Source organism: Enterobacter cloacae complex sp. GYL001 (assembly GCF_049237125.1).
Classification (GTDB): Bacteria; Pseudomonadota; Gammaproteobacteria; order Enterobacterales; family Enterobacteriaceae; genus Enterobacter; species Enterobacter hormaechei_C.
In genome coordinates this window covers 562,492-584,712 of sequence record NZ_JBMKGW010000001.1, presented here as the reverse complement: position 1 = coordinate 584,712, position 22,221 = coordinate 562,492, and the positions used below count along the sequence as shown (strand labels likewise).

24 protein-coding genes are annotated in these 22,221 nt (G+C 54.8%); 16 read left to right on the top strand and 8 right to left on the bottom strand.

Features of this window, described 5'->3' with window-relative positions; all coding sequences use genetic code 11:
* Positions 1–77: 77 nt before the first annotated feature.
* The 3 genes from flgA (at position 78) to flgN (ending at position 1,554) form a co-directional block, all read left to right on the top strand.
* A complete protein-coding gene (flgA, locus tag ACOTWU_RS02760) occupies positions 78–737 on the top strand; it encodes a flagellar basal body P-ring formation chaperone FlgA (protein WP_045344268.1) in 660 nt (219 codons plus the stop codon).
* Between the two features lie 93 nt (positions 738–830).
* Positions 831–1,124 (top strand): flagellar biosynthesis anti-sigma factor FlgM, encoded by a 294-nt coding sequence (gene flgM, locus ACOTWU_RS02755; protein WP_003858002.1) that lies wholly within the window; start codon positions 831–833, stop codon positions 1,122–1,124.
* 4 nt (positions 1,125–1,128) lie between these two features.
* Positions 1,129–1,554, top strand: coding sequence for a flagella biosynthesis chaperone FlgN (flgN, locus tag ACOTWU_RS02750; protein ID WP_003858003.1), 426 nt, complete (start codon positions 1,129–1,131; stop codon positions 1,552–1,554).
* Positions 1,555–1,613: 59 nt separating this feature from the next.
* Here the strand turns inward: flgN and murJ are convergent, their stop codons facing one another.
* From murJ to rimJ, 4 genes are all read right to left on the bottom strand, one after another.
* Positions 1,614–3,149, bottom strand: a complete 1,536-nt coding sequence (murJ, locus tag ACOTWU_RS02745) for a murein biosynthesis integral membrane protein MurJ (RefSeq protein WP_126498935.1) — start codon at positions 3,147–3,149, stop codon at positions 1,614–1,616.
* Positions 3,150–3,278: 129 nt separating this feature from the next.
* Positions 3,279–4,202, bottom strand: coding sequence for a Gfo/Idh/MocA family protein (locus ACOTWU_RS02740; RefSeq protein ID WP_017384736.1), 924 nt, complete (start codon positions 4,200–4,202; stop codon positions 3,279–3,281).
* A 2-nt stretch (positions 4,203–4,204) separates the two neighbouring features.
* Complete coding sequence (locus tag ACOTWU_RS02735) at positions 4,205–4,855, bottom strand: YceH family protein (protein WP_126498936.1); 651 nt, start codon at positions 4,853–4,855, stop codon at positions 4,205–4,207.
* A gap of 9 nt (positions 4,856–4,864) precedes the next feature.
* Entirely contained in the window at positions 4,865–5,449 is a 585-nt protein-coding gene (gene rimJ / locus ACOTWU_RS02730) for a ribosomal protein S5-alanine N-acetyltransferase (RefSeq protein ID WP_003858007.1), read from the bottom strand.
* A gap of 236 nt (positions 5,450–5,685) precedes the next feature.
* On the opposite strand from rimJ, the gene mdtH reads away from it, so the two are divergent.
* From mdtH to ACOTWU_RS02685, 9 genes are all read left to right on the top strand, one after another.
* Entirely contained in the window at positions 5,686–6,894 is a 1,209-nt protein-coding gene (gene mdtH, locus ACOTWU_RS02725) for a multidrug efflux MFS transporter MdtH (protein WP_003858008.1), read from the top strand.
* A 98-nt stretch (positions 6,895–6,992) separates the two neighbouring features.
* Positions 6,993–7,553 carry a lipoprotein gene (locus ACOTWU_RS02720; RefSeq protein ID WP_017384739.1) on the top strand — a complete coding sequence of 187 codons (561 nt, stop codon included), beginning with the start codon at positions 6,993–6,995 and terminating at the stop codon, positions 7,551–7,553.
* 128 nt (positions 7,554–7,681) lie between these two features.
* Positions 7,682–8,728: a dihydroorotase gene (gene pyrC / locus ACOTWU_RS02715; RefSeq protein WP_126498937.1), complete on the top strand. Its 1,047-nt coding sequence runs from the start codon at positions 7,682–7,684 to the stop codon at positions 8,726–8,728.
* Positions 8,729–8,803: 75 nt separating this feature from the next.
* On the top strand, positions 8,804–9,049 hold the full coding sequence (gene dinI / locus ACOTWU_RS02710) for a DNA damage-inducible protein I (RefSeq protein ID WP_017384741.1): 246 nt from the start codon (positions 8,804–8,806) through the stop codon (positions 9,047–9,049).
* 274 nt (positions 9,050–9,323) lie between these two features.
* Complete coding sequence (bssS, locus tag ACOTWU_RS02705; protein ID WP_015570838.1) at positions 9,324–9,578, top strand: biofilm formation regulator BssS; 255 nt, start codon at positions 9,324–9,326, stop codon at positions 9,576–9,578.
* A gap of 114 nt (positions 9,579–9,692) precedes the next feature.
* Positions 9,693–10,811: an N-methyl-L-tryptophan oxidase gene (gene solA, locus ACOTWU_RS02700; RefSeq protein ID WP_017384742.1), complete on the top strand. Its 1,119-nt coding sequence runs from the start codon at positions 9,693–9,695 to the stop codon at positions 10,809–10,811.
* A gap of 50 nt (positions 10,812–10,861) precedes the next feature.
* Positions 10,862–10,975: a YceO family protein gene (locus tag ACOTWU_RS02695; protein WP_003858014.1), complete on the top strand. Its 114-nt coding sequence runs from the start codon at positions 10,862–10,864 to the stop codon at positions 10,973–10,975.
* A gap of 226 nt (positions 10,976–11,201) precedes the next feature.
* Complete coding sequence (locus ACOTWU_RS02690; protein ID WP_017384743.1) at positions 11,202–11,768, top strand: cytochrome b; 567 nt, start codon at positions 11,202–11,204, stop codon at positions 11,766–11,768.
* A gap of 1 nt (position 11,769) precedes the next feature.
* Positions 11,770–12,348, top strand: coding sequence for a YceI family protein (locus ACOTWU_RS02685; RefSeq protein ID WP_017384744.1), 579 nt, complete (start codon positions 11,770–11,772; stop codon positions 12,346–12,348).
* Between the two features lie 38 nt (positions 12,349–12,386).
* Here the strand turns inward: ACOTWU_RS02685 and ACOTWU_RS02680 are convergent, their stop codons facing one another.
* The gene (locus tag ACOTWU_RS02680) at positions 12,387–13,436 is read right to left on the bottom strand and encodes a rhodanese-related sulfurtransferase (RefSeq protein ID WP_015570841.1); all 1,050 of its coding nucleotides are present in this window, start codon (positions 13,434–13,436) and stop codon (positions 12,387–12,389) included.
* 218 nt (positions 13,437–13,654) lie between these two features.
* Here ACOTWU_RS02680 and ACOTWU_RS02675 point away from each other — a divergent pair, with 218 nt between their 5' ends.
* The 3 genes from ACOTWU_RS02675 to ACOTWU_RS02665 all read left to right on the top strand — a co-directional run bounded on the left by ACOTWU_RS02675 (position 13,655) and on the right by ACOTWU_RS02665 (position 16,412).
* On the top strand, positions 13,655–14,581 hold the full coding sequence (locus ACOTWU_RS02675) for a Kdo(2)-lipid IV(A) acyltransferase (RefSeq protein ID WP_003858019.1): 927 nt from the start codon (positions 13,655–13,657) through the stop codon (positions 14,579–14,581).
* A 141-nt stretch (positions 14,582–14,722) separates the two neighbouring features.
* Complete coding sequence (gene mdtG, locus ACOTWU_RS02670) at positions 14,723–15,958, top strand: multidrug efflux MFS transporter MdtG (RefSeq protein WP_126498938.1); 1,236 nt, start codon at positions 14,723–14,725, stop codon at positions 15,956–15,958.
* A gap of 79 nt (positions 15,959–16,037) precedes the next feature.
* On the top strand, positions 16,038–16,412 hold the full coding sequence (locus ACOTWU_RS02665) for a MysB family protein (protein ID WP_003858026.1): 375 nt from the start codon (positions 16,038–16,040) through the stop codon (positions 16,410–16,412).
* Positions 16,413–16,419: 7 nt separating this feature from the next.
* Here ACOTWU_RS02665 and ACOTWU_RS02660 read toward each other — a convergent pair whose 3' ends face one another.
* From ACOTWU_RS02660 to mdoG, 3 genes are all read right to left on the bottom strand, one after another.
* On the bottom strand, positions 16,420–16,647 hold the full coding sequence (locus ACOTWU_RS02660) for a YceK/YidQ family lipoprotein (RefSeq protein WP_003858030.1): 228 nt from the start codon (positions 16,645–16,647) through the stop codon (positions 16,420–16,422).
* A gap of 84 nt (positions 16,648–16,731) precedes the next feature.
* Entirely contained in the window at positions 16,732–19,260 is a 2,529-nt protein-coding gene (gene mdoH, locus ACOTWU_RS02655) for a glucans biosynthesis glucosyltransferase MdoH (RefSeq protein WP_003858032.1), read from the bottom strand.
* A complete protein-coding gene (gene mdoG / locus ACOTWU_RS02650) occupies positions 19,253–20,806 on the bottom strand; it encodes a glucan biosynthesis protein G (RefSeq protein ID WP_220719719.1) in 1,554 nt (517 codons plus the stop codon). The genes mdoH and mdoG overlap by 8 nt, the downstream gene beginning before the upstream one ends.
* Positions 20,807–21,061: 255 nt before the next feature.
* Between mdoG and mdoC the strand changes: the two genes are divergently transcribed.
* Positions 21,062–22,201 (top strand): glucans biosynthesis protein MdoC, encoded by a 1,140-nt coding sequence (gene mdoC, locus ACOTWU_RS02645; RefSeq protein WP_126498939.1) that lies wholly within the window; start codon positions 21,062–21,064, stop codon positions 22,199–22,201.
* Positions 22,202–22,221 lie beyond the last annotated feature (20 nt).

Genomic DNA, 22,221 nt, shown 5'->3' with positions numbered 1-22,221 from the left:
TGCGTCGCTATTTGTTGCGTTGATGGAAAACCACTGCGGGTAGAATTTGCTAAATTCTGGACATGGTGGAACGTGCGATGCGGACTTTTAAACGTGGCCTGGCGGCGGCCCTACTGCTTTTAAGCCCTCTGGTGCAGGCTGAGGGGTTAGAGGACCAGCTCAATGCATTCTTTGCGCAGAAGCTGGCCGGTTTCAGCGATGACGTACGCGTGACCGTGCGCACCCCGCCTAACCTTTACCCTTCCTGCGAAGCCCCGTCATTTAGCGTGACCGGCAGCACCCGCTTATGGGGCAACGTGAACGTGCTGGCGCGTTGCGCCAACGAAAAACGCTATTTACAGGTCGCGGTTCAGGCGACGGGCAATTATGTTGTCGCCGCCGTTCCCATTCCCCGGGGCAGCCTGCTGCAACCTGACAGCGTAACGCTGAAGCGAGGCCGTCTGGATCAGCTTCCACCGCGGACGATGCTGGATATCAACCAGGCTCAGGAGGCGGTCAGCCTGCGCGATGTCGCTCCTGGACAGGCGATACAGCTATCCATGCTGCGCCAGGCGTGGCGGGTGAAAGCGGGACAACAGGTGATGGTGGTCGCCAATGGCGAAGGCTTTAGTATCAACAGTGAAGGAAAAGCGCTGAATAATGCCGCAGTGGCGCAAAATGCCCGGGTCAGAATGTCCTCAGGCCAGGTGGTCAGCGGCACGGTCGGTCCTGATGGGAATATTCTGATTAACCTGTAATCTTTTTAAAGATTTCGCGGCGACTGCCGATAAATATTCAACAAATGATGATGTCAGGCGCAAACGCCGCGAACCCTCGATGAGGACAACACTATGAGCATTGATCGTACATCAGCCCTGAAGCCGGTTAGCACTGTACAACCTCGCGAAACGAATGAGGCTGCCCCGCAAAAAACGCGTCTGGAAAAAACGTCGACGGCTAACAGCACCAGCGTCACGCTGAGCGATGCCCAGTCGAAGCTGATGCAGCCAGGCAGCAGCGATATCAACATGGAACGTGTTGAAGCGCTGAAAACGGCTATCCGTAACGGTGAACTGAAAATGGATACCAGCAAAATCGCTGATGCGCTGATTCAGGACGCACAGAGTTTCCTCCAGAGTAACTAACCGTATGAGTCGACTGTCAGAAATACTGGATCAGATGACGGTGGTCCTGAACGACCTGAAAACGGTGATGGATGCAGAACAGCACCACCTCTCTTCTGGTCAAATCAACGGCAGCGCGTTGCAACGCATAACTGAAGATAAAAGCTCGCTGCTGGCGACCCTGGATTATCTGGAAAAACAGCGACGCGCTGAGCAAGACGCGAAACGCAGCGCCAATGATGAGATCAACGAACGCTGGCAGACCATTACAGAAAAAACCCAGCATCTTCGCGATCTCAACCAGCATAACGGCTGGCTGCTGGAAGGACAGATTATCCGTAATCAGCAGGCGCTTGAAGTGTTAAAGCCCTATAAAGAGCCGGGGCTGTACGGTGCGGATGGTCAGACGGCCACGGCACGTATCACGGGTGGGAAAAAGATTTCGATTTGACGCAGTAGCGGCACGTCATGAAGCGGGGAGCACCTTCTGGTGAACTCCCCTTTTGGCGTTTATACCGTGCGGCGGGTGAACTCTTTCACTTTGAAGCCAAGCACCGCCAGCGTGGCAAAGTACGCCACCACACCGACCACCACCACGGCCATCAGACGCATCAGGCGGTAAGGCATGGTGCCCTGCGCCCACTCAGGCATGACATACAACATGCCAACCAGCGCGGCCGCCATCACCACTACCGCAATCGCCAGACGCAGCAGGAAGCTTGCCCAGCCCGGCTGCGGTGTGAAGATATCCTGCTTGCGCAGCTGCCAGTACAGCAGCCCGGCGTTCAGACAGGCCGCCAGACCAATCGACAGTGACAGCCCCGCGTGTTTCAGCGGTCCAATAAACGCCAGGTTCATCAGCTGCGTCATGATCAGCGTCACAATGGCAATCTTAACCGGCGTTTTGATGTCCTGACGTGAATAGAAACCGGGCGCAAGCACCTTCACGACAATCAGCCCCATCAGCCCCACCGAGTAGGCTACGAGCGCACGCTGGGTCATGGCGGCATCAAAGGCGGTGAACTTTCCATACTGGAACAACGACACCGTCAGCGGTTTCGCCAGGATCCCCAGCGCCACCGCGCTTGGCAGCGCCAGCAGAAAACAGAGACGCAGGCCCCAGTCCATCAGGCGGCAGTATTCATCGTGGTTGCCGCTGGCGAAACTTTTCGACAGCGACGGCAGCAGAATAGTCCCCAGCGCCACGCCCAGCACCCCGGATGGAAACTCCATCAAACGATCGGCGTAGTACATCCAGGACACCGAGCCCGACACCAGGAAAGAGGCGAAGATGGTATTGATGATCAGCGAGATTTGGCTAACGGACACACCGAGTATCGCCGGTCCCATCTGTTTGATAACGCGCATTGCGCCCGCATCTTTGAAATTAATGCGTGGCAGAACCAGCATGCCGATTTTTTTCAGGTGCGGAAGCTGGTAAGCAAGCTGTAACACGCCGCCGACGGTCACGGCCCAGGCCAGCGCCAGCACCGGTGGGTTAAAATGCGGCGCGGCGAACAGCGCAAAGCCAATCATGCTGACGTTGAGGAACGTGGGGGCAAAGGCCGGAACGGAGAAGCGGTTCCAGGTATTCAGGATGGCACCCACCAGCGACGCCAGCGAAATCAGCAGAATATAGGGGAAGGTTATACGCAGCAGTTGGGTGGTCAGGGTAAATTTATCCGCTGTGTCAGCAAAACCCGGCGCCGTCACAATGATCACCCAGGGCGCTGCCAGCATCCCCAGGACGGTCACGATCGCCAGCGCCAGCGTCAGTAATCCGGAAACGTAGGCCACAAAGACGCGGGTGGCATCTTCGCCCTGTTTGCTTTTATATTCTGCGAGGATCGGAACAAATGCCTGTGAAAAGGCCCCTTCGGCAAAAATACGGCGCAGCAGGTTTGGCAGCTTAAAGGCGACGAAAAAGGCGTCAGTCGCCATCCCGGCGCCAAAAACCCTAGCCACAATGGCATCGCGCGCAAAGCCAAGCACGCGGGAAAACATGGTCATCGAGCTGACGGCCGCCAGCGATTTTAATAAGTTCATTAACGTGAAGTTCCACAACCCTACGGATTTCCAGGACGGGCAAGCGTTAGCGCCACCCGGCAAAGCCAACAAGCGGCGCTTAGTCTAACCGGATTTCAACGAATTACTATCGGCAGATGTTACAACGCGTTATTCCGACATGGCTTCGCGCCAGAGTCGTTCCACAATGCGCTGCGCCAGAATAGCCTGCTCCCCGGACGTTTCAGGAACCGTCTGATTCTGCACGCAGGTGATGAAGTGACGCGCGCAGCCCACAAAGCCACGCTGCTCCAGGGTGCTTTGCCAGCCGGGAACCGGTAACGCGACCACGCCATTGCCCTTCTCTTCCCGCCACTCTCGCATATCGGTGACGTCATACAGCGCGCCATCCGTAACGGCCTGCACGGACTCGCGCTGGCTGCCCGCCCGACGATGCATGCTGGTCGTCACCTGCAAATGCTCAACGGCAAAATGATGTTCGGCGTAAACCATCTCTCCCTGCTCGTTGGTCAGCAGCGTGCCGCTTTGCAGCTGGGCTTTTCCGTTACTCAGCCACAGGGCCGTATCCACGACGTGGAGATAATCATCCAGCAGCGTGAAGCGCAGGTCGTTAGGCCCCACGCTGTCGGTACGGTGCTTATCCATACGCAGAGAGGCGAACGAGCCGGACTGCGCTTTAAGCTGCTGATAGAGCGGCGCAAAACGGCGGTTGAAGCCGACCATCAGCGTCAGCTTTTTACGCGCGGCCAGCTCAATCAGTCGCTCAGCATCCTGTACATTTTCCGCCAGGGGTTTATCCACGCAGACGTGAACGCCTGCGTTCAGCAACTCGCTCACCACCTGGTAGTGCGTCGCGGTTGAGGTATGCACAAATACCGCATCACATTCACGGGCTAAATCCTGTAGCGAACCGGCATAAGGGATGCGCCAGGTTTTGCAGATGCGCTCTGCTTTCTCGCGGGTGGGCGACCACGCCCCTTGCAGCGTCCAGTCGGACGCGGCGCCTAAAACGGGCAGCCAGGCTTTTTGCGCGATCCCTCCCAGCCCCACAACACCAATGCGTAATGTTGTCACGATTAATCTCCCAGATGTGCGAGTAACGCATCCAGACGCTGCTTCAGCCCGGCAACCTCGTCTTCCAGGGCCGCCACGCGCGCGTTCAGGCTGTCGTTTGATGCTGGCGTGTCGGATTCTACGGCCAGCGCAGAGGGCTCAACGTCGCCGCTAAAAAGGTGCATGTAACGGCTTTCACGCTTGCCCGGCTCGCGGGGCAGACGCACCACGTAAGGACCGTCCTCGCGTGAGGCCAGCCCCTCCAGCGTCTGTTCAACGTCCTGCATATCCTGAAACTCATGCATGCGGGAGGCGCGTGTGCGCAGTTCACCCGGCGTCTGCGCTCCGCGCAGCAGCAGCGTGGTGATCACTGCCACTTCTGCGGCGCTGAGTTTTAAATCGCCAAATTCGGAATTACAAAAGCGCTGTTCATATTTAGTGACGCGATTACCGAAGCCGCTGACGGTGCGCAGGTAGTGGCGCTTCACCAGCTCATCAAGGATATCCTGCACCTCGTGCTCGCCAAGGTTCATCACCGGCTCACGGTTCGTCTTCTGGTTGCAGGCCATCGTGACGGCATTCACGGACAGAGGATACTGTTCCGGCGTGGTGACCTGCTTTTCCAGAAGGCAGCCGACCACGCGCGCTTCGGCGCCATTTAACTGATATTTCATTTTTTCTCCTTAACGACCCGCGGTCCACTCCTGGGTGGTGAGCGCGGTGAGCACATGGTCCCGCCACTCGCCGTCAATCAGCAGATAATCTTTGGCATAGCCCTCTTTCTCAAACCCCAGGCGGGCCAGCAGATCGCCGCTGCGCTTATTGTGCGGCATGTAGTTGGCCATAATGCGATGGATATGTTGCGTGCGCTGCATGTAGCGAATCGCCGCCGTCAGCGCCTCAAACATGAGCCCCTGCCCCTGCCATTTCTGACCGATGGAATACCCGAGGTAACAGGCGTGAAACGACCCGCGTACCACGTTTGAAAAATTGGCAATGCCAACGATCTCTTTCTCTTCCGGATCGAGAAGCGCGAAATAAAACGCACTTCCCTGTTTATGAAATTCCGCAATCATACTGAGGCGCGCCTGCCAGCCAGAGGGGTAGCAGTGGCTCTCGTCCCGAACGGGTTCCCAGGGTTTTAAAAACTGGCGATTCTCGGCGTAATAATCCGCCAGACGCCAGGCATCACGCTCATGCACCAGACGAACGACCAGCCTGTCCGTCGTCAGACGCACTTTTGGCACATTACTGCGATAGCCAAACATCGTTACCACTCCTTCCCGTCGCTTCTGCTCTGCCTGTTAGCTTTACTATACCTGCGCCTGTGCCTTCTGTGAAAACAGTGACATACCATTTTGATCGCTTTTCACATTTTTCGATGAGAACTCTCTATCAAAGCACCTTTTTGATAAAAAAATATTGTCGCCAGCGGGTATGGGAAAAAGCCCGGCGACACCGCAGAATGTTAGCGTGCTCACCTTTTATTTTCCCTGGAGGGAAAATGTCCCGCGTATCACAGGCCAGGAGCCTGGGTAAATATTTCCTGCTCGTCGATAACATGCTGGTCGTGCTCGGCTTTTTTGTCGTTTTTCCGCTTATATCGATTCGTTTTGTCGATCAAATGGGCTGGGCGGCATTGATGGTCGGGATCGCGCTGGGTCTACGCCAGTTTGTACAACAGGGTCTGGGCGTGTTTGGCGGCGCAATAGCCGACCGCTTCGGCGCGAAACCGATGATCGTCACCGGCATGCTGTTACGTGCGGCGGGATTCGCCACCATGGCAATCGCTCATGAACCCTGGCTGCTGTGGTTCTCCTGTTTCCTTTCCGGGATTGGCGGCACCCTTTTCGACCCACCGCGTACCGCGCTGGTGGTTAAGCTTATCCGTCCGCAACACCGGGGGCGCTTCTTTTCGATTTTGATGATGCAGGACAGCGCTGGCGCGGTGGTGGGCGCCCTGCTGGGAAGCTGGCTGCTGCAATACGATTTCCGCCTGGTCTGCGCCACCGGCGCGGTGTTGTTTATTCTCTGCGCGCTGTTTAACGGTCTGTTTCTGCCCGCGTGGAAGCTGTCAACGGTGAAAGCACCTGTGCGGGAAGGGCTCGACCGTGTGCTAAGCGATAAACGCTTCGTCACCTATGTGTTAACCCTGACTGGCTACTACATGCTCGCCGTGCAGGTCATGCTGATGCTGCCCATTATGGTTAACGATATTGCCGGCACGCCGGCAGCGGTGAAATGGATGTATGCCATTGAGGCCTGCCTCTCTCTGACGCTGCTCTATCCGATTGCCCGCTGGAGCGAGCGCCGTTTCCGACTTGAGCACCGTCTGATGGCCGGGCTGTTGCTGATGACGCTGAGCATGATGCCCATCGGCCTGGTGAGTTCGCTTCAGCAACTGTTTATGCTCATCTGCACCTTCTATATTGGCTCAATCATTGCCGAGCCAGCCCGTGAAACGCTGAGCGCGTCACTTGCCGACGCCCGGGCCCGAGGCAGCTACATGGGCTTCAGCCGTCTCGGGCTGGCGCTTGGCGGCGCACTGGGTTACACCGGTGGTGGCTGGCTGTTTGATGCCGGAAAAGCGCTCCATCAGCCGGAGCTGCCGTGGGTCATGCTCGGCATGGTCGGCTTTATGACGCTGATTGCCCTCTGGTGGCAGTTCAGTGATAAACGCAGCACCCGCGGGATGCTGGAGCCTGGCGCCTGACCCCTTTCATTATCAGTTTATTCTGCTGGTTTCTGTTGGATCACCCTGACATACTGGCGTATCAGGACAGATGCGCCGATTTTATGTTGAGGAACGCCATGAAAAAGATCGTTATTGCCGCTGCGTTAATTGTCAGTGGTCTGCTGGTGGGATGTAACCAGCTTACGCAGTACACCGTCAGTGAGCAGGAAATTAATCAGGCGCTTGAAAAACATAATAACTTTTCAAAAGATATCGGCGTGCCCGGCCTTGCGGATGCGCATATCGTCCTGACGAATCTCGCCAGCCAGATTGGGCGCGAGGAGCCTAACAAAGTCACCCTTTCCGGCGATGCCAGCCTCGATATGACCTCGCTCTTCGGCAATCAGAAAGCGGATATCAAGCTGAAGCTCAAGGCGCTGCCGGTCTTCAATAAAGAGAAAGGGGCCATTTTCCTGCAAGAGATGGAAATCGTCGATGCGGTTGTGACGCCGGAAAAAATGAAACCGGTGCTGCAAACGCTGATGCCGTATCTCAACCAGTCGTTGCAGAACTACTTTAACCAACAGCCTGCCTATGTTCTGAGCGAAGACAAGAGCAAAGGCGAATCTCTGGCGAAAAAATATGCCAAAGGGATAGAGGTGAAACCGGGTGAAATCATCATCCCTTTCACCGACTAAACACTCCGGGCGCTCAGGCGCCCGTTTTTTTTAACGGAATAGTGTGCAAACGAAAACGTTTCCGCTTATGATTTGTGTCCGGCAAAAACAGCCCTCTTATGACTGATCTCTTTCAAGCCGGAGCTTCCATGACTGTACAATCCCAGGTTCTCAAAATCCGCCGCCCAGACGACTGGCATATCCATCTTCGTGATGGCGACATGCTGAAAACCGTCGTGCCGTATACCAGCGAAATTTATGGCCGTGCGATTGTTATGCCTAACCTGGTTCCGCCAGTCACTACCGTCGAGGCCGCGATTGCCTATCGCCAGCGTATCCTTGACGCCGTTCCGGCCGGACACGATTTTACCCCATTGATGACCTGCTACCTGACGGACTCGCTGGATCCGAATGAAGTTGAGCGCGGGTTTAACGAAGGTGTATTCACCGCCGCGAAGCTCTACCCGGCGAATGCCACCACCAACTCCAGCCATGGGGTGACCAGTATTGATGCCATCATGCCTGTTCTGGAGCGTATGCAAAAACTGGGCATGCCGCTGCTGGTGCACGGGGAAGTGACCCACGCTGACATTGATATTTTCGATCGCGAAGCACGTTTTATCGAAACGGTCATGGAGCCGCTGCGCCAGCGTCTTCCGGGGCTGAAAGTGGTGTTTGAACACATTACGACTAAAGATGCCGCAGAGTATGTCCGGGATGGAAACGAGCTGATTGCCGCCACCATCACCCCGCAGCACCTGATGTTTAACCGTAACCACATGCTGGTGGGCGGCGTTCGCCCACATCTGTATTGTCTGCCGATCCTCAAGCGCAACATCCACCAGCAGGCGCTACGTGAGCTGGTCGCCAGCGGCTTCCCGCGCGCGTTCCTCGGCACGGATTCCGCCCCGCATGCCCGTCACCGTAAAGAGGCGAGCTGCGGCTGTGCAGGCTGTTTTAACGCCCCGACCGCCCTGGCAAGTTACGCAACCGTGTTTGAAGAGATGAATGCGTTAGACCATTTCGAAGCCTTCTGCTCCCTTAACGGCCCGCGTTTCTACGGTCTGCCGGTTAATGACACGTTCATTGAGCTGGAGCGCAAAGAAAGCCAGGTTGGAGCGTCGATTGCGCTCACCGACGATACGCTGATCCCCTTCCTGGCCGGTGAAACCGTAAACTGGACGGTAAAACGCTAAAAAAATCGCGCCCCCTGTTGTCAAAGCGACAATATAACTGTATAAATAAACAGTATATTACACAGGGGGGCATTTATGCGTATCGAAGTCACCATTGCCAAATCCACCGTCCTGCCTGCTGGCGCACTCGACGCTCTGGCGGGTGAACTATCCCGACGTATTAGCAGCACTTTTCCTGAAAACGATGGCGCCGTAACGGTACGTTATGCGACAGCAAACCATCTTTCCGTCATCGGCGGCGCGAAGGAAGACAAAGAACGCATCAGCGAAATTTTGCAGGAAACATGGGAAAGCGCCGACGACTGGTTCATCACTGATTAAAATTTGCTCCCTCATTGTGTTTTTTTGCCGGGTCGCCCCGGCTTTTTTTCGTTTCGTCTCCTGAAAGTTCAAAATATTTCAGCATCTTCTTAGAAAATCGTGAACAAGATGGCGTTTTATTGTTCGAACAATCCTAAAAAGCAGAAAAATGTGTTGCTACCCGTTTATTTTTTCCTTCTGAACCCTTATTAATTGATATACTGAAATTGCTTTCAGAAAAACATGCATTGAACCTCAAAGTCGTTGTCTTCTAACACGCATTAAGGGGGTTATAATGGAAAAGAATAGTGAAGTCATCCAGACCCATCCGCTTGTTGGCTGGGATATCAGCACCGTAGACAGCTACGATGCGCTGATGCTGCGTTTGCACTACCAGACCCCAAATCAGCAAAACCGTGACGAAGCGGAAGTTGGACAGACGCTGTGGCTTACAACAGACGTCGCCCGTCAGTTTATCTCTATTTTAGAAGCAGGCATCGCAAAAATAGAATCTGGCGACTATCAGGAAAATGAGTATAAACGGCATTGACCTTATGCCCCTTTTCACTCAACAGGCACCCTCGCGGTGCCTTATTTATTTCGCTCTTGTATAAGCCCACTTAGTTAATTACTCTGCTAACAAAGCGTTAGTAAAGAGAAGCCTATGAAATACGATTTAATCATTATCGGAAGCGGCTCCGTAGGATCTGCCGCCGGTTATTACGCCACGCAGGCGGGTCTGAAAGTGCTGATGATTGACGCCCACCTTCCCCCCCACTCTGAAGGAAGCCATCACGGCGATACCCGTCTGATCCGTCACGCTTACGGTGAAGGTGAACGTTATGTACCGCTGGTGCTTCGGGCTCAGACGCTGTGGGATGAGCTGGCCTCACTCACCGAAGATCGCATTTTTGAGCGCACCGGGGTCGTTAACCTGGGGCCAGCCAGCTCCACGTTTCTGGCGACCGTCGAGGAGAGCGCGAAAGCCTACCGCCTGGACGTCGAGCGTCTGGATGCAAACGGCATCATGGCGCGCTGGCCGGAAATTTCTGTTCCTGAAGACTACATTGGATTGTTTGAAGCCAATTCCGGGGTACTGCACAGCGAAACGGCCATTAAGACCTGGATTGATCTCGCCGCCAAAGCGGGCTGCGCACAGTTGTTCAACTGTCCGGTCACGGGCATCACCCACCATGCAGAGGGTTCAACCGTCACCACCTCTGAAGGTGAATATACCGCCACGCGTCTGCTGGTGAGTGCGGGAACGTGGGTGACGAAACTGCTGCCGGACCTACCCATCCAGCCGGTGCGAAAAGTCTTCTCCTGGTTCCAGTCTGACGGGCGTTACAGCAGCCAGAACAAATTCCCGGCGTTTACAGGCGAGTTACCCAATGGCGACCAGTTCTACGGTTTCCCCTCGGAAAAAGACGCGCTCAAGATTGGCAAACATAACGGCGGGCAGGTAATTTCCTCTGCGGAAGAACGCAAGCCTTACGGTGCTTATCCGCAGGATGGTTCCGAAGCCTTCACATTCCTGCGTAATATCCTGCCGGGCGTAGGCGGGTTGCTTTACGGCGCAGCGTGCACCTACGACAACACCCCGGATGAAGACTTTATCATCGACACCCTGCCGGGACACGATAACACCCTGCTCGTAACCGGGCTCAGCGGTCACGGGTTTAAATTTGCCTCTGTGTTAGGTGAAATCGCCGCCCAGTTTGCGCAGGGGATCACACCTTCGTTTGATCTCAAGCCCTTCGCGCTCTCGCGCTTTAACCGATAATACCTCTACAGGCTCCGAATAACCGGGGCCTGTTTAGCGAGAGGGGCATGATGCGCAGACTGGTGAATTACCTTATCAATAACATCCGCGAGCATTTCATGCTCTACATTGTTCTTTGGTCGCTGCTGGCGATCATTGACGTTATCTATATTGTATTCTTCTGAAAGTTCTTGCTGACGTTTATTGACACTCCTTTAAATTTATTTAACTTATATTTTTTAAAAAACGTCACCTCAAATTTATTGAACGAAGCGATTGAAATACATTGCGGAAACACATTCAAATTCGCTGAAATAAATTAAATAAAAAACATTATTCATTTTTTTCAGTTGCATTATTTATTTAACCCGTCCATTTTTATTGCTCAGTCATTTGAGAACGGAAATTCATATGCAATGGCGTAACTCCTCCCGTCGCTACGGAATAATATCCATGTGTTTACACTGGCTATTTGCACTTGCCGTCTATGCCATGTTTGGTCTCGGCCTCTGGATGGTGACATTAAGCTATTATGACGGTTGGTATCATCAGGCCCCCGAATTGCACAAAAGCATTGGGGTTCTGCTGATGATGGGTCTGGTTTTTCGCGTGATCTGGCGACATATCTCTCCGCCCCCTCCAGCGCCCAAAAGCCATGGCCGCCTTACCCGCATAAGCGCTGTTGGCGCACATATCGCACTCTATGCCCTGCTGTTCGCCATTCTGATCAGCGGCTATCTCATTTCGACCGCAGACGGTAAACCGATCAGCGTGTTTGGGCTTTTTGACGTCCCAGCCACGCTGGCTGACGCCGGTTCACAGGCTGACACCGCAGGTGTGGTTCATCTGTGGCTGGCATGGAGCGTGGTGATCCTGTCTGTCCTGCATGGCCTTGCGGCCCTGAAACATCACTTTATTGATAAAGACGATACGCTGAAGCGCATGCTTGGCCGTTCGTCAGTTGACTCTGGAGCATAAAATGAAAAAACGCCTGTTGGGTATCGCATTAGGTTCGCTGCTATTTACCACCGGTTCGGCCATTGCCGCTGACTATAAAATTGATAAGGAGGGCCAGCATGCCTTTGTCAATTTCCGTATTCAGCATCTGGGTTACAGCTGGTTATATGGCACATTCAATGATTTCGATGGCACATTTACTTTCGACGAGAAAAACCCTGCTGCCGATAAAGTGAACGTCACCATTAATACCAACAGCGTCGACACTAATCACGCCGAGCGTGATAAACATCTGCGCAGCGCTGAATTTCTGAACGTGGGCAAATTCCCGCAAGCTACTTTCGCGTCGACAGAGGTGAAGAAAGACGGTGATAAGCTCGCTATTACCGGTAATCTGACGCTGAACGGCGTAACAAAACCGGTCACACTGGATGCCAAATTAATTGGACAGGGCGACGATCCGTGGGGTGGCAAACGTGCTGGCTTTGAAGCCGCAGGCAAAATTCATCTGAAAGATTTTAATATCACCACGGATTTAGGCCCGGCATCGCAGGATGTTGAGTTGATTATTTCGGTGGAAGGCGTTCAGCAGAAGTCATAAAACAGGCCCGGCAGGCTTTCGCGCCGCCGGGCAGTGTTTTACTCCGGGTCCGGAATACCCAGTTTGGTATTCAGTCGGCCCCGGGATTTATTAAAGATCTTATTCCCGTTCTCGCGTCCGGCACGGCGACGACGTTGCTCTTCTTCAGGCAAGATACTCTCTTCACTGCACAGCTCGCTACAGCAGCCATTAAACTTCTCGGCACATGCAGGGCACTGAATAAACAGCAGATGACATCCGTCGTTTTTGCAGTTGGTATGCGTATCGCACGGCGTACCGCACTGGTGGCAGTGCGCGATCACGTCCTCTGAAATTCGCTCGCCCATACGCTCGTCAAACACAAAGTTCTTACCGATAAAACGCACCGGTAAACCCTGCTCACGGGCGCGACGGGCATACTCAATGATCCCACCCTCAATGTGCCAGACTTTATTAAACCCGTTGTGCTTCATCCAGGCGCTGGCTTTTTCACAGCGGATCCCCCCGGTGCAGTACATAACGATCTTTTTGTCTTTATGCTCCTGCATCATCTCAACGGCTTTTGGCAGTTGCTCGCGGAAGGTGTCGGCAGGAATTTCCATCGCATTCTCGAAGTGCCCCACTTCATATTCGTAGTGGTTACGCATATCAATGAACACCGCATCCGGATCGTCGAGCATCGCGTTCACTTCAGCGGCCTTCAGGTACTCTCCCACATTAGCGGCATTGAAGCTCGGATCGTCAATGCCATCCGCCACAATACGCTCGCGCACCTTCATGCGCAGCACCCAGAATGATTTACCGTCATCATCCAGCGCAATGTTCAGGCGTAAGCCGTTAAGCGCCGGATCAAACCCGTAAAGGAGGTCGCGGAAGGCGCTGACCTTGCTTTCCGGCACGCTGATCTGCGCGTTAATCCCCTCACGCGCCAGATAGACGCGACCAAACACGTTCAGGGCGGTAAAAGCCTGGTAAAGCGCATCGCGGGTCGCCTGGGGATCATCAATGGTGAAATACTTATAGAAAGAGATCGTTGTGCGCGGTTCGGTTTCGGCCAACATACGCGCTTTCAACATCTCATTCGAAACGCGGTTGTGTAACACTGGCATGGTGTACAAGTCCTGCAATCGTTGAGAATTAAAAATCGGTCGGCATGATATAGCAAACAAAGACAATTTACATCCTCACAATTTACGCTACATTTCAGTCAACCTGATTAATCAGACTTAACATTTGCATATTCTTTCATGTTTCGATGACAGACATTTTGGCTATGCCTTAAAAAATGAGACAATATCCTTTCAGGACGTTAGAACACAGGACAGACATGACCCAGTTACCGAAATTTACTGCCGCGCTTTTGCATCCCCGCTATTGGTTAACATGGTCAGGCATTGGCTTGTTGTGGCTAATTGTACAGCTGCCTTATCCCGTCATTTTCCGCATGGGTAAAGGACTGGGCCGCATTGCTCAGCAGTTTATGAAGCGTCGCGCCAGGATCGCGTATCGTAACCTTGAGCTTTGTTTTCCTCAGATGAGTGAATCTGAGCGCCACGACATGGTGGTTAAAAACTTCGAATCTGTCGGCATGGGGCTGATGGAGACCGGTATGGCCTGGTTCTGGTCGGATAAACGCATGGCGCGCTGGACGGAAGTGGCCGGGACCGGCATGGAGCCGGTGCATACTCTTCAGGCCAACCAGACTGGCGTCCTGCTGATTGGCGTTCATTTCCTGACGCTCGAAATTGGCGCGCGCATGTTCGGCATGCAGGCGCCGGGTATAGGCGTTTATCGTCCTAACGATAATCCGGTGATCGATTTGATCCAGACCAACGGACGCATGCGCTCCAATAAAAGCATGATCGATCGCAAAGACCTGAAAGGGATGATCCGCGCCCTGAAATCAGGTGAAGTGGTCTGGTATGCCCCGGATCATGACTATGGCCCGCAATCCAGCGTGTTTGTCCCGTTCTTTGCGGTGGAAGATGCAGCGACGACCACCGGGACCTGGATGCTGGCGCGGATGTCCAAAGCGGCTATCGTGCCGTTTGTGCCGCGCCGTAAACCAGACGGTTCAGGCTATCAGCTCATCATGCTGGAGCCGGAACTCGCGCCACCGCTGATTGATGCAGAAACCACCGCGCGCTGGATGAACGGCGTTGTCGAGAAATGCATTATGCTCGCGCCGGAGCAGTACATGTGGCTGCATCGCCGCTTTAAAACTCGGCCTCAGGGCGTCCCTTCCCGGTATTAACCTGCGTGCGGCCTTCCGGGCCGCATGTTGTTTTAGCTTTAAAAGCTCCCCGTCATTGCGGCAATCATACCCCGGGCGCATAATTAGCAGGCTTATTACCTCACTGTTCACGGTGCCCTGCACCTCATTATGCGGATAGTTATGTCCCCCACAGATGCTCCCATAAACTGGAAACGTAACCTGACGGTTGCGTGGCTGGGTTGTTTTCTTACTGGCGCCGCCTTTAGCCTGGTGATGCCCTTCCTGCCCCTCTACGTTGAACAGCTCGGCGTCACCGGACATAGCGCCCTGAATATGTGGTCCGGCCTGGTGTTCAGCATTACGTTCCTGTTCTCCGCCATTGCGTCGCCTTTCTGGGGTGGGCTGGCGGATCGCAAAGGCCGCAAAATTATGCTGCTGCGCTCCGCGCTCGGCATGGCGATCATTATGCTGCTGATGGGGGTGGCACAGAATGTCTGGCAGTTCCTGATACTACGCGCGCTTCTGGGCCTGCTCGGGGGATTTATCCCTAACGCCAACGCCCTGATCGCCACCCAAATCCCGCGCCAGAAAAGCGGCTGGGCGTTGGGCACGCTATCCACTGGCGGCGTAAGCGGCGCACTGCTGGGCCCACTGGCGGGCGGGCTGCTGGCCGACCACTACGGACTGCGGCCGGTATTCTTCATTACCGCCAGCGTGCTGTTCCTCTGCTTCCTGGTGACGCTTATCTGTATCCGCGAGAATTTCACGCCCGTGGCCAAAAAAGAGATGCTGCACGCCCGGGATGTGCTGGCCTCGCTGAAAAACCCAAAGCTGGTGCTGAGCCTGTTTGTAACCACCATGATTATCCAGGTGGCCACCGGTTCAATCGCGCCTATACTGACGCTCTACGTACGCGACCTGGCGGGAAACGTCAGCAATATCGCCTTTATCAGCGGCCTAATCGCCTCTGTTCCCGGCATGGCGGCGCTACTGAGCGCGCCGAGGCTCGGCAAGCTGGGAGACCGTATCGGCCCGGAAAAGATCCTGATCTGCGCCCTGATCGTCTCCGTCCTGCTGCTGATCCCCATGGCGTTGGTGCAGTCTCCGTGGCAGCTCGGCGTCCTGCGCTTCCTGCTGGGGGCTGCGGATGGTGCGCTACTCCCGGCTGTACAGACGCTGCTGGTCTATAACTCCACCAACCAGATAGCCGGTCGTATTTTCAGTTATAACCAGTCGTTTCGCGATCTGGGTAACGTCACCGGACCGCTGGTCGGCGCGGGGATTTCGGCCAGCTTCGGTTTCCGGGCGGTCTTTATCGTGACGGCAGGCGTCGTGCTGTTCAACGCCGTTTATTCGTGGCTCAGCTTATCCCGGGCGCTACGCCCGGCGCGAATAAGACAACATCGTGACGGCTAATTTTCGCATTCATACTTGCAAAATCACATAATCAGCTATTCTTTCCCTGAATACCTTCACGAAAAACAGGGAGACACCAATGACCATGTACGCCACGCTGGAAGAAGCAATTGATGCCGCTCGCGAAGAGTTCCTCGCCGATAATCCCGGCATTGAGGAAGAAGATGCTGACGTGCAACAACTCAATATCCAAAAATACGTCCTACAGGACGGCGATATTATGTGGCAGGCCGAATTCTTTGCTGATGAAGGTGAAGACGGTGAATGTCTGCCGATACTCAGTGGTGAAGGTGCACAGGCGGTATTCGACGGCGACTATGACGAAATTGAGTTACGTCAGGAGTGGCTGGAAGAAAATACGCTGCACGAATGGGACGAAGGTGAGTTTCAGCTCGAACCGCCGCTGGATACCGAAGAGGGTCAGGCCGCAGCGGACGAATGGGACGAGCGATAAGTCACCGCTACTCGTAGGGGCCGTGGCTGGCATCGATGGGCAGCAGTAGCGTGTCGAAAATCAGCGAAAACGGCAGATCGAGTACGGTGAGATAGCGCCATGCGGAATCACGGACATCCCACTGTACGCCGGGGTAGTACTGATTCCCGTGGCCCTGCCCGGGGATGGTGCGGCTGATGATGCTGCCGCAGCCGCTGAGCAGGCATGCCATCATGACGACAATGATTACTTTCATTTCTGACCTCTAAAAAAATACCGGCGATTAAGCCGGTATTTTATTTGGCGGGTGGCGCTTCGCTTACCCGCCCTACTTAACAACTTACTTCGCCTTCAGGGCCAGCGGATTGAGCTTCACGTCCTTGTAGTAGTTCACCCACGAAGAGTATCTCTCCGGAGAGGACCACACGCGGTAGTGAAGCCGTGCCATCGTCACCGGATCGCTCAACAACACCAGACGACGGTCGCGGTTAAGCTTTTCTGGCGTCTCGTTCAGCGCCTGCTCAACGTGGCGATCGCGGGCGATCTCCAGCACCTGGCTGGCGCGGTGACGCGCCGTCGCCATCGCGGTTGCCAGCGCGTTGAATGACGGGTTAAACACGGCATGCATAAAGCCATCATCCAGCGTGCGTTTGCGGTTCTGCTCCAGATAGGTATCGGTATCCACCAGCACCTGCGGCGGAGAATACTCTTCCGGGATCAGGAACAGCTTCCAGCGTTTGGTACGCAGGCCCACCGTGGAACGGCTGGAGATCACCGACACAAACGGCGACAGGATCAGCGAGAAGACGATTGGCGCCAGCCAGAACAGGAAACGCAGATCCAGCCAGGCCATACCAACGGCCCACACCAGGCCCAGCAGCAGCTGAGAGCCGTGGCGCATAAAGGCTTCACTCCACGGCGTAGAGTCATCGTCACGCTGCGGTGAATTCCACACCACTTCCCATCCCAGAAACGCGCTCACCACAAACACCGTATGGAACAGCATACGCACCGGCGCCAGCAGGACCGAGAACAGCACTTCCAGCAGCAGTGAAAGGGTCACGCGGCAGAAACCACCGTACTCCTTCGAACCTTTGCACCAGATCAGAATGATACTGAGCAGCTTAGGCAGGAACAGCAGCACCATGGTCGACGCGAACAGCGCGATCGCAAGCTCCGGACGCCACTGCGGCCACACCGGGAACAGCTGGCGCGGTTGCAGGAAGTACTGCGGCTCCGTCAGGGCATGCACAACCTGCAACGCGGTTGAGAGCGCCAGGAACATAAACCACAGCGGCGCAGACAGATAGGACATAACGCCCGTCAGGAACACCGCACGGTGAACAGGGTGCATCCCTTTCACCAGGAACAGGCGGAAGTTCATCAGGTTACCGTGACACCAGCGGCGGTCGCGTTTGAGCTCATCCAGCAGGTTCGGCGGCAGCTCTTCATACGAGCCAGGCAGATCGTAGGCAATCCAGACTCCCCACCCTGCACGACGCATCAGCGCGGCTTCCACAAAGTCATGCGACAGAATGGACCCGGCAAACGACCCTTCACCCGGCAGCGGCGCCAGGGCGCAGTGCTCGATGAATGGCTTCACGCGGATAATGGCGTTGTGGCCCCAGTAGTGGGATTCACCCAGCTGCCAGAAGTGCAGACCGGCAGTAAACAGCGGCCCGTAGACGCGGGTCGCAAACTGCTGGCAGCGCGCATACAGCGTGTCCATACCGGACGCTTTTGGCGAGGACTGAATAATTCCCGCGTTCGGGTTGGCTTCCATCAGACGGACCAGCCCGCTCAGGCAGTCGCCGCTCATCACGGAGTCTGCATCCAGTACCACCATGTAGCTGTACTGGTTACCCCAGCGACGACAGAAGTCATCAATGTTTCCGCTCTTACGCTTAACACGACGACGACGACGACGGTAGAAGATCTGCCCTTCGCCCTGCACCTCGGCAATCAGTTCCATCCAGGCTTTTTGCTCCGCCACGCAGATATCCGGATTGTAGCTGTCGCTCAGGATATAGACGTCGAAATGCGCCGCGTTACCGGTCGCCTTCACGGACTCCCAGGTAGCACGCAGCCCGGCGAATACGCGGTCAACGTCTTCGTTACAGATAGGCATGATCAGCGCGGTACGATGCTCAGGATTGAGGGGCTCATCCCCGACCGTCGACGCGGAAATGCTGTATTTGTCACGCCCCATCAGCAGTTGCAGGAAGCCCATCAGCGCCGTCCAGAACCCGGCGGAGACCCAACAGAACAGCACCGCGAACAGCAGAAGAATGCCGCTCTGTAAAATATACGGCAGCAGCTGCATGAAGGAGACCCAGATATCCTGGCCAATCATGTCAGCAGGGTTAATCAACGCCCAGCCCTGGTACGGCAGAATGGTTTTCATGTACCAGGTGGCGACAACCGTCTGCGCCAGCGTCAGCAGCAGCAGAATGTAACGACGAATCGTTCCCACGGTACGCCATTTCTGCTCGGATGCCTGCTGTTCTTTGGTCAGACGTGACAGATAGCGCGGCGTCACGTCACGCCCACGCAGGCGATCCCAGAAGCGGCCCACCGGGTTGGTGCGCCACGGATCGGGGAACATGGAGGAACGCGTGGCCTTCGGCATCGCCTGTAGCTGGTCACGCCCTTCGTCATCCTTGATTAGCTGCCCTTCTGCCAGCGAGTCCGGCCATGCCTGCTCCAGACGTGCCTTCACTGACCCCAGCGGCGTATCATCATCACGGGAAAAGTGACGATGTTCACCATCCAGCGCGGTGTGAACCGCGCGGATGTCGCTCGCAGGGAGTGCCGCTTTTTCAATGTCCGTCAGCGGCATGGCATCAATATATTCAGATGTATTATTCATTGGCAGGTAGCTGATAGCTCCAGGTTTCACTCAGCGGCTTATCGTTACTGACCAGCGCGGCGCGCATTTCAGTGGTCTGTTTCGGATCTTTCACCTTCACGCGCAGGGTCAAACGCCACCCTTTGGTGACCGGGTTGTAACGCACGGCGTTCTCAACGATTTCACCGTTATCGCCAATGCTGGCCTGTGCCGTCACGGCAGTATCCGGGGCCAGTTTTTTCATATCCTGCCCGGTGAAGTCCACGATAAATGCCAGCGTGCCATCCGGCTGACGAATCAGGTTGGACTGCTTCACGTCACCCGTCGAACGACGCGTCTGCATTACATACGCGTTATCCGGTGCGTGCAGTTTGTCTTCGTCACGGCTGAAGGTGATCGCATACTTGAAGTTCATCTCTTTACCGGCTTCCGGCAGCTGATCCGGTGTCCAGTACGCCACAATGTTATCGTTGGTTTCATCGTTAGTTGGAATTTCAACCAGCTCAACCTTGCCTTTACCCCAGTCGCCTTTCGGCGTAACCCAGGCGCTTGGACGCAGATCGTAGCGGTCATCCAGATCTTCAAAGCGGGAGAACTGACGGCCACGTTGCAGCAGACCAAAGCCCTGCGGGTTTTCCATCGCAAAGCTGCTGACGGCGAGGTGTTTCGGGTTGTTCAGCGGACGCCAGATCCACTCGCCGTTACCCGCATGAATGGAGAAGCCATTGGAATCATGCAGTTCAGGACGGAAGTTGGTCGCCGGAGACGGCTGGTTCGGCCCGAACAGGAACATGCTGGTCAGCGGCGCGACGCCCAGTTTGCCCACTTTATCGCGCAGGTAAACTTTAGACTGTACGTCAACCACCGTGTCACGCCCTGGCATGATCACGAAGCGATAAGCGCCTGTCGCACGAGGGGAGTCCAGCAGCGCATAAATTGTCAGACGTTTGTCGGTTGGTTTTGGACGTTCGATCCAGAACTCGCGAAAACGTGGAAATTCTTCACCTGATGGCAGCGCGGTATCAATTGCCAGACCGCGCGCAGAAAGCCCGTACACCTGCCCCGCGCCAATCACGCGGAAGTAGCTGGCGCCAAGCATGCTGACGATTTCGTCGTTTTTATCTTTGCTGTTAATCGGATAAAGCACCTTGAAGCCTGCGAAGCCGAGGTCTTTTACCGTGTCTTTATCGTGTTGCACATCGCCAAAATTGAAATAATCCGGGCTGTACTTGATTTTGCGTACCGCGGTCGCCGTCACTTCGTTGATGGCAACCGGCGTGTCGAAGTACATACCCTGGTGGTAAAATTCAAGCTTGAACGGGGTTTTAATATTGTTCCAGTACGCTTTATCGTGATTGAACTGGATCTGCTGATAGTCCGCGTATTTCATGTCGCGGAAAACGGAGGGCAGGTTACTTTTTGGCGCTTCGTAGCTCTTGCCCGCCATCGATTTAGCCTGTTTTGCGACATCATCGATGTTAAAGGCCAGTGCAGATGAGGTATACAGTGACAACAGCACTGCTACACCCAACCAACGCATTTTCATCATTTGTGGTTTATGTTTCATAATAAGTAAGCACTTCCCCCTTTGTGTGCTTATATCGATCCGATCCATTTTAATGGAAACTCAGGCAATCCGACAACATTATCACTGCTTTGTTCAGCTCGCTGGCTCATGGATTAAGCAAATGAAAGAACCCGCTTTTCACTTTGCGTGCTTATCCTGGAGACAGGGTGTCGGTCTTGGTGTAGGGTTGGCTCCGAATGTAACCATTATGAGCCTTAGGGATAAGGCGAAAAGTCTGAGAATGCGCAAAGTTATATGAGCACAACCCCTGTACAACGTGAATATTTCCTCGACTCGATCCGCGCATGGCTCATGCTATTGGGGATCCCTTTTCATATTTCACTGATCTATTCCAGCCACACCTGGCACGTGAACAGCCAGATGCCCTCCTGGTGGCTGACGCTGTTTAATGATTTTATCCATGCCTTCCGCATGCAGGTGTTTTTTGTCATTTCCGGTTATTTCTCTTACATGCTCTTCTTGCGCTATCCCCTCAAACGATGGTGGAAAGTGCGCGTGGAGCGCGTGGGCATACCGATGTTGACGGCCATTCCGCTGCTGACGCTGCCGCAGTTCATCATGTTGCAGCATGTTAAAGGCAAGGCGGAAAACTGGCCGAATCTCTCCTTCTATGAGAAATACAATACCCTGGTCTGGGAGCTGATTTCCCACCTCTGGTTCCTGCTGGTACTGGTGGTGCTAACCACGGTGAGTTTGTTGATCTTCAGCCAGCTGCGCCAGCGCGCGAGCACCGCATCCTCGACCTTCTTCACCAACATCACCCTGGGCAAGCTGTCTCTGCTGTTTCTTGCGCTGGGGGTCGCGTATGCCGCCGTCAGGCGTACCCTGCTCATTGTCTACCCTCCCATTCTGAGCGATGGGCTGTTTAATTTCGTGGTGATGCAGACCCTGTTCTACATTCCCTTCTTCCTGATTGGGGCGCTGGCATTTATTCATCCCCGGCTTAAAGCGCTGTTTACCACCCCCTCCCCCTGGTATGCGGTGGGTGCTGCGCTGGCCTTTGCCGCCTATCTTCTCAATCAGCGCTATGGCAGCGGGGACGCGTGGATGTATGAGACAGAGAGCGTGATAACGATGCTGATGGGCCTGTGGATGGTTAACGTGGTGTTCGCCCTTGGCCATCGTCTGCTGAATTTTAAATCCAGTCGCGTCACCTATTTCGTTAATGCTTCGCTGTTTATCTACCTGGTTCACCATCCGCTGACGCTGTTTTTCGGGGCGTACATAACGCCGCATATCGCCTCGAATGCGCTGGGCTTCTTCACCGGCCTGGTCTTTGTGGTTGGCATTGCCATCGTGTTGTATGAAATCCATCTGCGGATCCCGCTTTTGCGTTTCCTGTTCTCAGGCAAACCTCAGGTTAAAGCGGGATAACAAAACGGCGCCTCCAGGGC